Source organism: Rhizobium sp. 01T437 (genome assembly GCF_056398505.1).
Genome location: NZ_JBFTPM010000012.1, coordinates 45716 through 58840, shown reverse-complemented (window position 1 = coordinate 58840; position 13125 = coordinate 45716). Strand labels below are relative to the sequence as shown.

The following is a 13125-nucleotide window of genomic DNA, read 5'->3' as shown; positions in this document are numbered from 1 at the left end:
CAGCGCCTGTAGTGCTCGCACGAGGCCGTCCATGGCGGGCCGGCCATGCCCCGTCGCAAAATGGTAGCTGCTGAGATCGCGCAACTGTTTATCGATGAGCATGTTGCGTCGGACCTCACGAAAGATCGTCGGACGATGTCGTGAGAGCTTCAGCGTCGGCAAAGTCCAGACTACGGAGCCGCGTCAGATGGCTCGAGCAATGGCACAGTCGGTCTCACACGTTTCGCAACCGAATTCGGCCTCAAAACTCAGGATAGCTGCAAGTGGGGGACGCGCGCGGCGGACAGTTGGGAAGAGTTCTGATTACCGCACGACGGCAACGGGAAAGCCATCCGGGCGACATCCGGCAGGCTTCCCCGTCTACGCCGCCGTCCGGCTTCTCGATCGGGGCTGAAAGTGCAACCGCTGAGGCCTGATTGCCATCGCGCAGGTGTTGGCAGGAGGTTTAAGAGATACCCCGACACAGCTCCATCCTAGGAAAACAAGCCAGAGCGAATGTCCCTGTGAAGCCATGACTTCTTGCAGCGAGCCGAGGACCTGGCCGCTCCGGGTTCAGAGTCTGTTGATTTCCGCTGGGAGCTGACACGGCGTTAGTGGGACAGATCGCGCCCGCCGGGCTCTCCGGAGCTGTCCAAAGCGTCTTATGCCGAAAGCCGAATATGCCGCACAGTTGAATTTTGTAGGTGGACTTGTTGAGCTTCGGCCATGCAGTGTTCGGCATAATCGAGCCTCCTTTTCAGACGCGCCAATTGCTGGATGCTGAAGAACTCGCATTCGGCATCGTCCGCCCAATCTGGCATTTGGCCCCTGAACGCGGGACTTTTCGGCGCGCGCATGGCGAAACGTGGGGTTGCGCGTTTAGAAAAAATTAAGAATTCACCTCCAGAAACTGGTGTCACATCCGATTTGGAGAATTGAGATTGCCATTCTCGCGCGCACTTGCTCTTAGCAGCCCCGTTGATGAGGCGCCCGATCTGCGTTCGCTTCCTACGCGAAGGCAGGTCATTGCGCACCCTTTTGTCGAGAAACTGCGTGGGGCTGTACAGTTCGATTTCTTTGCAGTGTCCGGGCTGGATCTGGACGGCTATCGCTTTGGAAGTGGACACTCCATCGATACCGATGTCCCGCCCGCGTTCCTGGACGCTTATTATGGCGATGACCTCCTAAAAGTAGATCCATTCGTGAAAGCATCGATGTCGGCGGCAACGGTAGTTGTTGAGGAGGAGGTCTATGCTGAAACACCGCCGCCTCAGAGGCTACAGTATCTTGCCAGGACGTTCGGCGTGCTTAACCGAACGCTCTTCCCCATCAGGCGTGGTGACGTCGTCTTCGGAGCGGTGGCCTTTGCGCGTGCGGCGCCGTTCACGCGAGAGGAAGTCGATTTCCTAGGCGAGATCTCGGAAGTCATGCACCGAGTCATCACGCGGCCAATCATGGAAAAGTTCTCAGCACAGACTCTCAAATTAATAGACGGCGAAATCGCCTGCCTGAGATTTGCCAGCCTCGGCAAGACGACTGACGAGATCGCTGCGGCGAGCGGTTACACACCAGACACCGTCAATAGCTATGTCAAGACCGCTATCCGTAAGCTCGGCGCGGATAATCGCGTTCATGCGATCGCAGAGGCGATCCGCCGTGGACTTATCAATTAGCCAAAAACGCAAACACAATTGACGCGACAGCGACTGCTGTCCCGCAGGCGGCTTCGAGGCTGCACTTTATCCCGTATTCTTTGATTGATTTCTGGGCAGGGCGCGCACTTTTTGAGCGAATGCCCAACTGCCATTCCTGACATTAAGACTTCATTTGGGGTTTGCCCCTAAAACTGGGGGTGCCGGAAAGAAGGCATCGTCTCTCAGATGAATGAGCGCCGGCTTGATCCTAACTGAAGTGCCATGGCCATAATTCCAACGGACAGCAAATCGTCCAGGACACGAGCCTTCGGCAGACATGGAGCGTATCTTGGGAATGATGTCTTTTGGTTTCTCGTCCGATGCCAGTGCCGTGCTTGCCGCAATGAGCAAGTCGCAAGCGATCATCGAGTTCGATCTCACGGGAAAGATTCGGTCCGCCAACCAGAATTTTTGTGCGGCACTCGGTTACGAACTGAACGAGATCGTTGGCCAGCACCATCGAATGTTTGTCGATCCAATAGAGGCTGCGAGCGCCGAGTACCGGCAGTTCTGGAGCGATCTCGCCGCCGGCAAGTTCCACCAGCGTCAGTTCAAGCGCATCGGCAAGGGCGGCAAGGAGATCTGGATTGAAGCCTCGTACAATCCAGTGTTCCGGGGAGGCAAACCCTATAAGGTCGTCAAATTTGCAACCGATATTACCGCCCAGAAGCTGAAGAGCGCCGAAGACGCTGGCAAGCTCGATGCGCTGTCGCGGTCCCAAGCCGTTATCGAGTTCACACCTACGGGCGAAATCCTTGCAGCCAACAAGAACTTTCTCAACACGCTCGGATATCAACTGTCCGAGATCAAGGGAAAGCATCACTCGATGTTCTGCGAACCCGCTTATACCCACGGCGACGACTATCGCCGCTTCTGGAGCCGGCTGGCAGGCGGAGAGTATGTCGCTGACGAGTTCCTGCGTCTTGGAAAGGGTGGGAGGAAAGTCTTTATCCAAGCCTCGTACAACCCGATCTTCGACATGAACGGCAAGGTCTTCAAAGTCGTCAAGTTCGCAACCGACGTTACGACGCGCGTCGAAAACGTCGATCACCTCGCATCTGCGCTGCAATGGCTCGCAGAAGGTGATCTGACCCAGCAACTCGGCTCACCCTTTCTGCCAACACTGGAAAAACTCCGCCTCGACTTCAACAGTGCCGCGTCCAAGCTTCGCTCGGCTATGGAAGCCGTGGCGCAGAATGCAGGCGCGATTGCCGCCGCGTCACAGGAAATCCGTTCCGCCTCCGATGACCTTTCTCGCCGGACTGAGCAACAGGCTGCTTCGGTGGAGGAAACCGCTGCTGCGCTCGAAGAAATCACGACAACCGTGTCAGATTCCAGTCATCGCGCCCAGGAAGCCGGCCAGCTTGTGCGAAAGACCAAAGAGAATGCGGAGCGCTCCGGTCTGGTGGTACGTCAAGCCGTCGAAGCGATGGATAAGATCCAGACGTCGGCGTCAGAGATCGCCAACATCATTGGCGTCATCGACGAGATTGCATTCCAGACGAACCTGCTCGCATTGAACGCGGGCGTTGAAGCCGCCCGCGCCGGCGATGCCGGCAAAGGCTTTGCGGTTGTCGCGCAAGAGGTGCGCGAACTTGCCCAGCGTTCGGCCAAAGCCGCAAAGGAGATCAAGGATCTGATCGGTGCATCCAATGGGCATGTCAAGAATGGCGTCGCACTCGTCGGCGAGACCGGTAAGGCGCTCGAGGAGATCGTCGGACAGGTCGTTCACGTCGATAGCAACGTCGGCGCGATTGTCGAAGCCTCGCGCGAACAGGCGACCGGTTTGAAAGAGATCAACACCGCCGTCAACACCATCGACCAGGGCACCCAGCAAAACGCAGCCATGGTCGAGGAGACATCTGCTGCTGCCCACGGCCTCGCCAGGGAGTCTGAAGCACTGTTCCAGCTTCTGTCACAATTTAATGTCGGTGCCGAAACGCATTCACACCGGTCGGCACCGAGATCGACGGGAGCGCCAACCCGACCGGTAGCCAACCCAGTCCGGCAGATGACTGCCAAGGTAGTTCACGCCTTTCAGGGAAATGCCGCCATTAATGCCGAAAGCTGAGAGGAGTTCTGATGACCGACCTCGGAGATTGCGGAAGATTGAGCCGAAGTGGATAAGCTGCTCTTGCGTTTGCGGGAACGCCGATAATGAGATTGTCGACAGGATTATCTACGGGGTCTTTCGCCGGGCGGATGGCTCTCTCGACATGTCAGTTACGACGGAACTTGCCAACAATGACTACGGATTTCCATGGGCCTACTGCAACAGAAATAGCACGGCGCTCGTCACCAAACTGCTGACCAGAAAATAGGGCGCGTTCACCATTGTGTAGTAGAACGGCTTGGGGAAATTGGGATTGATCGCGATAGTCATGCACATCGCCAGGAGATAACCGACGCCGATCACCAGCCCGAGCGACAAGGCATCGGCAAGGGAGACAACGCCGATCATGCGCATGATCGCGGCCGTCGTGACGATCATAACGATATTGCACACGAAGGGGCCAAGGATGGTAAGCATGTCCAGCTTGGCGGCTGGCATGGTCTCACGTCCCAGCGCTATTGCGTAATATTTGGGTACTAGGGCGCCATAGTATACGCCCCCGAACACGAAGCCGAACGCTGAGGCCGCAAGAACGCCCCAGAGACTGATCTGGGCAAATGCACTGAAAACCATGGTTCACTCTCTTGCTAAAAGCTCGTCGTGGGACGCTCAATGGGCGTCGCTGCTTTGCACGTCGAGAATCCAGGTGATGCCGAATCTGTCCTTGAGCATTCCGTAGAGCGGGGACCAGCCAGCCGGCGCAAGGTCTTGCAGGATCTCACCGTCAACCTTGAGCTTGTCCCAATAGGTGGTGATTTCGTCGCTGGCATCGCCGCTGACGGAAATGAAGAACGGGCTCTGACCCGGATCGTAGGCCCGGCTCGCCGGCGCGTCGTATGCCATGATGGCAAAGCCGTCTTTCGAAACTACACGACCCCAACTGACCAGATCGGCTTCCGCCGGATCGGTCGTGCCATATATCTGCGCATGGGTCAGCAGCACCAGATCGCCACCGAAGACGGATTGGTAGAAAGACAGTGCCGGGCGCGCTTCGTCCCGGAAATTGATGTGTGCGACGGTCTGGATGCTCATCGTCTTCGCCCTCTGGCTATGTGAAATGGATGAAACGGGTATAGATGTACCCAACTGACACTTCACGGCAGTTGGACGATGAGCGGACCCGATAGATTGCTGCGCCTTCTTCAGCTTATGCGCGTCATGGCGCCTCCGATCACGGCGGAACGCCTGGCGGTCGAACGCGGCGTGTCGGTACGATCGATCTACCGCGATATCGAACTGTTGCGGCTGTCGGGCGCCCAAATTGAGGGAGAACGCGGCTATGGCTATCGATTGATCGAGGACTATGCTCTGCCGCCGCAAACATTCGATCGTCTGGAAATCGAGGCGATTACCGTGGGACTAGGCGAAGTGCGCCAGATGGGCGACCCGGACTTAGCGCGCGCCGCGGAGGCTGTGCTCGCTAAGATTGCCGCAACCTTGCCGGACGATCGCGAGCAGCAATTGCTGCATTCAATATCCCATGTCTATCGGCCAAGTGGTCGCTACGGCTCGCATCCGCATCTGCAAGCGATACGGCAGGCGTGTTGGGAGGAACAGGAGATCGAAATCGGCTATCGTGATCAAGCGGGCACCGCCAGCCAGCGCATCATTCGCCCCCTTGCCATCATGTACAGCGATCACGCCCTGACGGTTCTGGCGTGGTGCTGTCTGCGTGATGACTTCCGTATGTTCAGGGTCGACCGGGTCGAGAGCCTTTCAAGCAACGGAGCCAGTTTTCGTCCCCGGCGGGCGAGTTTGTTGCGCGAATATCTGACAAAGCTCAGTGCAAAGGAGAATGAAAAACGGCGACTTTCGGGATAGTCTCGGCCAATATCGCAAGCGAGGATGAAGCTGTTCGCGCGGCAATCGGCTCGGCGCTCGACAACGGCGTGCTGGTGATTGCCGTCGGCAATGACCCGGCCGCCACGGCCCGGCATTCGGCTTTTTGCGTGCTTCAATACGCGTTATTATAGAATATATGAGCGGATTGCGATTTAGCATTGTAATGCCGCATCCCGCATGTATAATCCAAGCACATCCTAAAACTCTACCAGAATAATGCCTGATCGGGGGAGGTCATGATGTTTGTTCGCAAAGATGTTTGGAAGTTACCAAGTGGCGATCAAACGTTACTTTGGTATGGCCGCGCCGTCGAGCGTCTTCAGGGACTGCCATTTTCCGATATCACGAGCTGGTGGTCGCTTGCCGCCATGCATGGCATCGACGAACCGATCTGGCGAGGTTTCAACGTCATCCCGTCTGGCGCAGCCTTGCCGGCCGGCCCGGCGCAGACGGCACTTTGGCGGCAGTGCCAGCATCTGACCTGGTACTTCCTTCCCTGGCACAGAGGTTATCTGCTTGCCTTCGAGCGTATCATCCGCAACACCATTATCGACCTGGGCGGCCCGAAGGATTGGGCGCTCCCCTACTGGAATTATTCGGCCGATGCGCGCAGCCGCGAATTGCCGCCCGCCTTCGCGAAGGACAAGCTTGCCGGCGGTCAGCGCAACTACCTCTTTGTGGGCCAGCGTTACGGTACGGGGCAGGTGCCTCAGGTGCAATCGCCAATCGTGCTCGACCCCCGCGCCGTTACCATCACCGACACGCTCGCCGAACGGTTTTTCGAAGGCTCGGCCGGTGGCGGTTCGGCGGGCTTCGGGGGCGTCAAGACGCCCTTCTGGCATGGCGACGAAAGCAATGACGGCACCTTCGGCGTGCTCGAAACCCAACCCCACGGCCCCGTCCATGTTCTCGTCGGCGGCGGCTTCAAGGGCAACGGCCTCAGCCAGGATCCGCTGGAAATCGGCTGGATGACCAACCCCGACACCGCCGCCCTCGATCCGATCTTCTGGCTGCATCATGCCAATATCGACCGCCTCTGGAATGTCTGGTTGCGCCAGAAGCGCCGTCTGAACGACAGTGCGGATGTGTTTGCCGATCCGACTGATCCGGACTGGCTCGATGGGCCACAGGATCGAGAATTTGCGATGCCTGCCGTCGATGGCACGATCTATAATTTCAAGGCGCGGGACGTCCTCGATACACAATCGCGGTCGCTCAACTATATCTATGATGACGAGCCGGCCGGCGAGGACCTGACGACCGTGGTGGCCGCTCGCCTCGAGCGGCTCGGAGCAACGCCGCAGGTCGCAATCCAGGTTGCAGGAGCTATGTCAATGGCGCCACCGAAACAGGCAGAGCTCCTCGGAGCCAATAACGGGACGATCAAACTTGGCGATGATGTCGTCGAGACGAAAGTGCGGCTGGACAAGGACCAGCAGCAGCGGCTGTCCACCACCTTGTCGATCTCGCCTAGCATCCAGAGGGAACCGGACAAGGTCTATCTCAACCTCGAGAATGTCAAAAGTCCGACCGACGCCGCGGTGTTTTACGTCTATGTCAACCTGCCCGGCGATGCCGATCCATCCGACGATACCGAGCATCTCGCCGGCACCCTGTCGATGTTCGGTGTCAGCAAGGCAAGCAAGCGGGAAGGGCCGACCGGCGGCAGCGGCATCAATGCCTCCTTCGACATCACCAGGATCATCGATGCCGCTTTTGCCCAAGAGGGACTGGCGGAGGAGATTTCGGTCAAGCTCGTCTCGGCCGTGCCGGGGGTGACAAGCGAAGGGATTTCCATCGGGCGTATCAGCGTCTACCGACAGGAGCAGTAAGGTGCGGACCGTCGTCGTCGTTTGGTGTCTCATCACGCGACTTCCCAAGCCGCTTCTTCTCGCCACGCTGTTCGGCTGGATGGTGATGACGGGCAAAGAGGTTTTGCCGGCCATGCCCGACCTCTGCTTTTCCTCGCCCTCGGTGGCAGGCCGACTGACGACCCAGATCGATGTCGCCCTCGCAGACAAAGGCTTGTTTTTGACGGCGTTGGCCTGGGTCGCGATGATCCTGGCAATGATGCCGCCTCTGCTCGCCGGGCCATTGCTGCATGTCTGGCGACGCAGTTTCAGCCGCCGCAGGCCAAGAGCTGTCGGTGCGTTTGTCGTGGCCTATCTCCTCGTCTGGATTGCGGCGGGGACCATGCTCGTTCCTGCCGCCATCGTGCTGAATGCCTGGAGCCAGGCTGTCGCATTGGCACCAGTCCTGCCCGCGCTGCTGATCGCCTTCGTCTGGCAGGTGACGCCGAGCAAGCAATGGTTCCTGAACGCCTGCCATGGCAGGCCGCCGCTTGCGGCCTACGGCAAGCAGGCCGACCTCGACGTGTTCCGGTTTGGTGTGGCCCGCGGACTGTCATGCGCGGCGACCTGCTGGGCCTTCATGCTCGTGGTCCTCGTCTCCAGCGGCATCGTTCATTGGGCTGTCATGGCCGCCACGATGATCCTTGCTCTTCTCGAGCGAAAACGCGGCCCCCAGCCTGCAACATGGTTCAACGGGGTCCGGCTGGCGCTCTGAACCGGGTGTCGAGGAGGTTCTCCATGATATTGGGCATGCCCGTCTACGACCATGTCGACCTCCTTGACGTCACGGCGACGCTCCCCGCCACTATCGCACGCCGCGATGGTGCCCCACACGAGCCTATCGACCTGAATAAAGCTGCAGGATTGTGCCAGGGGTCGTGTTTGCGATCTGAAGAGCCTGGACGGCAAGCTGCTGCTGGGTCTGTTGTGCTGCTAGCCTGGCGGATTCTTCTTCCATATCCGCATCCACCAGACGGCCGATCCCGGATGTCATGCTGGCTTGCAGGTGGCTAACGAAATCCGACTGCATGTCGAGCCGCTTGTTGAGGGAGCCAAGGACACTGCCGCTCGTCGTTGACCGGTGCAGCATATATTCGATGCCGACAAGATATTCGTCGATCGTGAAGTTCGACGACGTGACATCGACTTCAGCAAGATCGAACTCCAATGCCCATGTGGGATTTGAGCTGACGTTTCCGACCATGACGCGCGCCGCGCGATTTCCCGCGTTGGGATAGACCGTCTGGTCGGCCGCAAAAGTAAGGCGGCTGCCGGAGGTGACTATCGACAGGCCCAGTCCGGCCGTGACGAATCCAATGACAGTCGCAAGGTCAGCCGCATTGCCGATAGAGCCATCCGTCGTTCCAAGGGCCGCATCCACCGTCGCCCGGTCGATCGTGAAGGATTGAGGAGCTCCCGGTCCCACCTGTGCGTCAAAGAAAATCTGGGATTTCGGCGAGACGGTGAATGGTTTGGTGAAATCGAAGAAGGCTTCCGGATACATGTTGTCGTGATTGGCATTCGGCGGATTTTCGAGGCCCATGGCAAAACCGGCGGGATAGGTGCTTGCGAGATGCGAAATGACGTTGGAGATATCGATGCTGGAGCCTGGATGTCCCGAGGTCTCAAGCGAGCCGACTTCAAAGACACCTGGAGCTGTAAGTGAGCCTGTGAACATGGTCGCGTTGGCTGTTGCGGGAACCGAGTTGTCTGCGAAGACCTTCTGCAAGACCTTTCTCATTTCTGCGCCGTCGTGGATCGTGCCATCCGTGGTGCCGAGAGCAACATCTATGACACTCTTGTCGATCCGCAATCCCGCGAAACTGACGCCCGCAGAGTGAGTCCCCGCGTCGACCACCAGATCAAATGTGATGTAGTCTGCTGCACCAAATGTCGCTGGACCAGTGAACAGGTGGCTCTCATGGCCCTCATGTGCCACGGAATTGATGCCGGTGCTCCGAAAACCACCGATGTCTCCAACACCGCCGATCTCTTTCTGGAGGATGCCGCCTCCTCCAGCGTTCAGCATGCTGGTCGACTTGAGGTTCACCTTGTTTGTTGCAACCGCCACTGCTCCGTTCTCTGATCGGACGAATGACGAGACCACGTCGGTTGTGAAGTCAATCGTTTCCATCAGGTGCGTTGGTGCATTGGTGCTCAGCCAGTTCTGGCCGCTAAAACTCGCCGAGATCACCGTTGTTTCGGCCTGTGCATTTAGTTGATCGAGCTCATGCTGGATTTTCGATTTGTCGACGCCATTCTCTTTGGCTGCAACCAGTTTGGCTTTGAACTCGCTGAGGATATCGATGATGGACGAGGTTGCGTCATAGGCGGTATTGACCGTGGCCGATCCCAATTCGATGGCATCAGATACCGCAGAGAAAGCCCTGTTGTCCGACCTCATCGTCGTGGAGATCGCCCAGTAAGCCGCATTGTCGGACGCCTTCTGGACCCTTAGACCCGAGCTGACTTGCTGCTGCGTCTTCTCGAGACCGGCGTTGACGCTGCGTAACGTCTGGAGCGCTGTCATAGCGGACGTGTTGGTCAAAATGCTGGCCATGTTAAAAGCCCCGTGAGGATAGGCCAGCCCCCGGACTTGAGCGCGTCAGTCCGGCAAACAAAGCTGGCGATGTCGGAACATTTAACGGTTAACCACGAGGGTGCCTGCGATCATGGCAGGACCGTCGCCCTCACAAAACCGAACGAAATCAGTGTGCTAGGGCTATTGCCGGGCGCTCAATCAGACCGGCAATTTCGTGAACCTTTTTGCAATGGAGATGGTTAAAAAAAGGTTAGCTCAACTACGCGGAGCGCGAAAAATTCTATTCCTGGTTGCCCGTTTTTCCAATGCCGTCAGCAGATCCTGGGTGTGGAACTAAGTTGACGCGATCGAACGTCATCTCGACGGAGAGCGGCGGCGTATGCCCAACGTCTCGAATAGGTGCTGGCGTCGGCGCGACCTCTCTATGGGTGGCAAGATCCTACCTTATCACTCTTCGCCGCGATGCTTGCCTGTGATCACGCGCCACCATCGAAGCGTCGGAATCGTGGTGTCACCGATGCGACGAATGCCAACTCGGGTTCGAAGCCGGCGGGAAGCTGAACGAATTTCTTTTCGATTTCATGTGCGTCGTGAATGTCATCGAGAGCGAGAATGTTCTTTGAAAGGAAGCGTGTAGAGCTTTCCCCGATCGGAAACTCCTGCTTGGAAAGCAGCTTGTGTCGGAAGGGACGATCGCAAATAGTGTCATCGCCGGAGGAACATGGCATTAATGCTTTGCTTCGAGGAGGAGCGCGATTGTCGGAGGAGTGACGATGATCAGACACGATGCGGAGCTGTTCGACCGGATGCTCGCGATCTCGCGTGCCTTTGCCGGACATACCGAGACCGGAGCAGCGTTTCGGGCAACGGCAACAGAGATCTTCAAGTTGCTGCCGCATGACCATATCGATGTCGCCGTTCTGTTGAACGGTGGCCGGAGCCACATTTGCTACGAGACAGGCTATCAGACAAGCTGGAGCGAACTGGCGCTCAGTCCACCGCCGGTCGAACTTAGCCCGGTGCGGGCGGTGCTCAGAGGCGAGCTGCCATATCTCTTGAGCGACGATGCGCTCGGAGATGAGCGGTTTCATTTCACGGGCGCAATAGACGAGCCGATCTTTACCGCCAGGTTACGCAGCCGCATCGTCGTGCCGATGCGGGCAAGGGGCGAGATCATCGGCGCCCTTAACATCAGCAGGCACGAGCCCGGCTGCTACACGCCCGCCGATCTGGAGATCGCCCAGCACTGCGCCGAATTCATTGCACCCTATATCTTCGCGCTGATTCAGAGCGAGGAGGCACGCCGGGCGATGATGGCAGAAAGCGATGCGCGCAATCGCGAAGAGATCCTGCGCGTCGGCGCATCTCGGCTGACCGAAGGCATGGAGCAGGAGCGGCGACGCATCGCCATGGACCTGCACGACCAGACACTCGCCGACCTCGCCCGCGTCGTGCGCCAGGTCTCCGCGTTACATCGCCATGGCATGGCCGGCGTCAGCCAGCTTGCGGATCTCGAGCGGGAAATCGTCAACTGCCTGACGGAACTGCGCCACATCGTCGACGATATGCGGCCGAGCGTGCTCGAGCTCTTCGGCTTGCGCGATGCCATAGAGGCGCATCTCAACCGCAGCGTCAGCCGGGCAACGCCTTCGATTGCGGTGCGGATCCAGGATACCAGCGAAGGCGCCGCCGACATGCTGCCGGAGCGCACGCTGACGGCGATCTACCGCATCGCCCAGGAGGCGATCAACAATGCCGTCAAGCACGCAGCGCCGCGGCGCATCGAGGTGCGCATCGAAGCGACGCCGTCGCTGCTGAAGATTGTTGTCACCGATGACGGGTCAGGTTGCGTCCAGGCCGACCCGCAGGCGAGCGGCGGCATCGGCCATATGCACACGCGCGCGGCGCTGATCGGCGCGCAGCTTCGCATCGGCCGCTCCAGCCGCAAGGGCGGTACGCGCGTGGCAATCGACGTGCCGCTTGCTGGCGAGACGATAAGTACCGGCACGCTGCCGCCGGACGGCGCGGTCGCTGCAGCCAACGCCCCGGGGAGGCTCTGACATGCTGGTGATGATTGCCGAGGATGACGGGTTGCATCGCGCGTTCGTGCGCGCCACGATCGAGCATCTGTGGCCGGGTGACGTCGAGGTGATCGAGGCAGGCAGTGGCGACGTCGCAATCGATCTCGCGCGACGCCGCGAGCCGCCCTATGTGGTGCTCGATCTGCAATTGCCGAAAGCGACAGGCATCGAGGTGGCGCGATCCATCTGGAGCCGACGGGCCAATACCCACATCCTTTTCTGGTCGAATTTCGCCGATGAATCCTACGTGCGCGGGGTTGCCCGTATCGTGCCGCCGGGCACCGTCTACGGCTATGTGCTGAAATCGGCCTCAGAGGAGGGCATGCGCTCGGCCCTGCGCGGCGTCTTTGCCGAGGGGCACTGCATCATCGACCGGGAGGTACGCGGCATCCAGCATCGCGTGCAGGATCGCCTGGAGGGCATTACAGACAGCGAATATGAAAGCCTGATCGATGTCGCGCTCGGGCTGACGGACAAGGCGATCGCCGCCCGCCGCGGCCTCTCTACCCGCGGCGCGCAGGCGCGCATCCGCCATCTCTACGAAAAGCTCGGCGTCGTGCCCGAGGACGGGGCGGGCGAGGGCTCGCTCTTCAATTCCCGCACGCGGGCGATCTATCTGGCCTTTGCCCGCGGCCTTATCAATGTCGATGCGCTGAGGCGCGCGCAGGAGAGCCTCGACGCCTGGATCGACCAGGCTTCACCGCCGAAGGAGCTCTGAAGATCCGAGTGTGTGTTTGCACATTCAAATCTGCGTCTTCAAACGTAGCCGAACCCTTCCATCCGTGGCTAACTCGGGCACAAGCAATAAAAAGCAGACGGGAGAACACGCGATGCCCTTCGTCAACATCCAGATTCTCAAAGGCCATTCCCAGGAGCGCAAGGACGAGATCGCGCGGCGCGTCACTGCTGCCGTCAGCGAGCTGGCCGAACTGCCGAAGGAGGCGATCTGGGTCGTCTTCGAGGACGTCCTGGCGTCCGACTGGTTCGTCGGCGGAAAATCCGTCCAATCCTCGAAGAGCTGAGC

At 58.9% G+C, this 13125-nt stretch carries 11 protein-coding genes; 8 read left to right on the top strand and 3 right to left on the bottom strand.

Going from position 1 to position 13125, the window contains the following annotated elements:
* Positions 1-920: 920 nt before the first annotated feature.
* Positions 921-1652, top strand: a complete 732-nt coding sequence (locus AC1DM5_RS23790) for a helix-turn-helix transcriptional regulator (RefSeq protein ID WP_477975785.1) — start codon at positions 921-923, stop codon at positions 1650-1652.
* A gap of 316 nt (positions 1653-1968) precedes the next feature.
* The gene (locus AC1DM5_RS23785; protein ID WP_477975783.1) at positions 1969-3744 is read left to right on the top strand and encodes a methyl-accepting chemotaxis protein; all 1776 of its coding nucleotides are present in this window, start codon (positions 1969-1971) and stop codon (positions 3742-3744) included.
* Between the two features lie 195 nt (positions 3745-3939).
* Here the strand turns inward: AC1DM5_RS23785 and AC1DM5_RS23780 are convergent, their stop codons facing one another.
* Together AC1DM5_RS23780 and AC1DM5_RS23775 are read right to left on the bottom strand one after the other, a co-directional pair.
* Positions 3940-4359: a DUF1761 domain-containing protein gene (locus tag AC1DM5_RS23780; RefSeq protein WP_477822412.1), complete on the bottom strand. Its 420-nt coding sequence runs from the start codon at positions 4357-4359 to the stop codon at positions 3940-3942.
* A gap of 36 nt (positions 4360-4395) precedes the next feature.
* Positions 4396-4818: a VOC family protein gene (locus tag AC1DM5_RS23775; protein ID WP_477975781.1), complete on the bottom strand. Its 423-nt coding sequence runs from the start codon at positions 4816-4818 to the stop codon at positions 4396-4398.
* 78 nt (positions 4819-4896) lie between these two features.
* On the opposite strand from AC1DM5_RS23775, the gene AC1DM5_RS23770 reads away from it, so the two are divergent.
* From AC1DM5_RS23770 to AC1DM5_RS23760, 3 genes are all read left to right on the top strand, one after another.
* Positions 4897-5607, top strand: a complete 711-nt coding sequence (locus AC1DM5_RS23770; RefSeq protein ID WP_477975779.1) for a helix-turn-helix transcriptional regulator — start codon at positions 4897-4899, stop codon at positions 5605-5607.
* Positions 5608-5867: 260 nt separating this feature from the next.
* A complete protein-coding gene (locus tag AC1DM5_RS23765; protein WP_477975777.1) occupies positions 5868-7460 on the top strand; it encodes a tyrosinase family protein in 1593 nt (530 codons plus the stop codon).
* 1 nt (position 7461) lies between these two features.
* On the top strand, positions 7462-8193 hold the full coding sequence (locus AC1DM5_RS23760) for a copper chaperone (protein WP_477975775.1): 732 nt from the start codon (positions 7462-7464) through the stop codon (positions 8191-8193).
* Between the two features lie 123 nt (positions 8194-8316).
* Here the strand turns inward: AC1DM5_RS23760 and AC1DM5_RS23755 are convergent, their stop codons facing one another.
* Positions 8317-10038 (bottom strand): flagellin N-terminal helical domain-containing protein, encoded by a 1722-nt coding sequence (locus tag AC1DM5_RS23755; protein WP_477975773.1) that lies wholly within the window; start codon positions 10036-10038, stop codon positions 8317-8319.
* A 755-nt stretch (positions 10039-10793) separates the two neighbouring features.
* Between AC1DM5_RS23755 and AC1DM5_RS23750 the strand changes: the two genes are divergently transcribed.
* The 3 genes from AC1DM5_RS23750 to AC1DM5_RS23740 all read left to right on the top strand — a co-directional run bounded on the left by AC1DM5_RS23750 (position 10794) and on the right by AC1DM5_RS23740 (position 13123).
* Positions 10794-12080: a GAF domain-containing sensor histidine kinase gene (locus tag AC1DM5_RS23750; RefSeq protein ID WP_477975771.1), complete on the top strand. Its 1287-nt coding sequence runs from the start codon at positions 10794-10796 to the stop codon at positions 12078-12080.
* Between the two features lies 1 nt (position 12081).
* Positions 12082-12819 (top strand): response regulator transcription factor, encoded by a 738-nt coding sequence (locus AC1DM5_RS23745; RefSeq protein ID WP_477975768.1) that lies wholly within the window; start codon positions 12082-12084, stop codon positions 12817-12819.
* 112 nt (positions 12820-12931) lie between these two features.
* Positions 12932-13123, top strand: coding sequence for a tautomerase family protein (locus AC1DM5_RS23740; protein ID WP_113321086.1), 192 nt, complete (start codon positions 12932-12934; stop codon positions 13121-13123).
* Positions 13124-13125: the final 2 nt, after the last annotated feature.

Excerpts from the sequence above, each read along its gene's own strand:
- AC1DM5_RS23785 (WP_477975783.1), top strand. The coding sequence starts at position 1,969 with ATGATGTCTTTTGGTTTCTCGTCCGATGCCAGTGCCGTGCTTGCCGCA.
- AC1DM5_RS23780 (WP_477822412.1), bottom strand. The coding sequence starts at position 4,359 with ATGGTTTTCAGTGCATTTGCCCAGATCAGTCTCTGGGGCGTTCTTGCG.
- AC1DM5_RS23775 (WP_477975781.1), bottom strand. The coding sequence starts at position 4,818 with ATGAGCATCCAGACCGTCGCACACATCAATTTCCGGGACGAAGCGCGC.
- AC1DM5_RS23770 (WP_477975779.1), top strand. The coding sequence starts at position 4,897 with ATGAGCGGACCCGATAGATTGCTGCGCCTTCTTCAGCTTATGCGCGTC.
- AC1DM5_RS23765 (WP_477975777.1), top strand. The coding sequence starts at position 5,868 with ATGTTTGTTCGCAAAGATGTTTGGAAGTTACCAAGTGGCGATCAAACG.
- AC1DM5_RS23755 (WP_477975773.1), bottom strand. The coding sequence starts at position 10,038 with ATGGCCAGCATTTTGACCAACACGTCCGCTATGACAGCGCTCCAGACG.
- AC1DM5_RS23750 (WP_477975771.1), top strand. The coding sequence starts at position 10,794 with ATGATCAGACACGATGCGGAGCTGTTCGACCGGATGCTCGCGATCTCG.
- AC1DM5_RS23745 (WP_477975768.1), top strand. The coding sequence starts at position 12,082 with ATGCTGGTGATGATTGCCGAGGATGACGGGTTGCATCGCGCGTTCGTG.
- AC1DM5_RS23740 (WP_113321086.1), top strand. The coding sequence starts at position 12,932 with ATGCCCTTCGTCAACATCCAGATTCTCAAAGGCCATTCCCAGGAGCGC.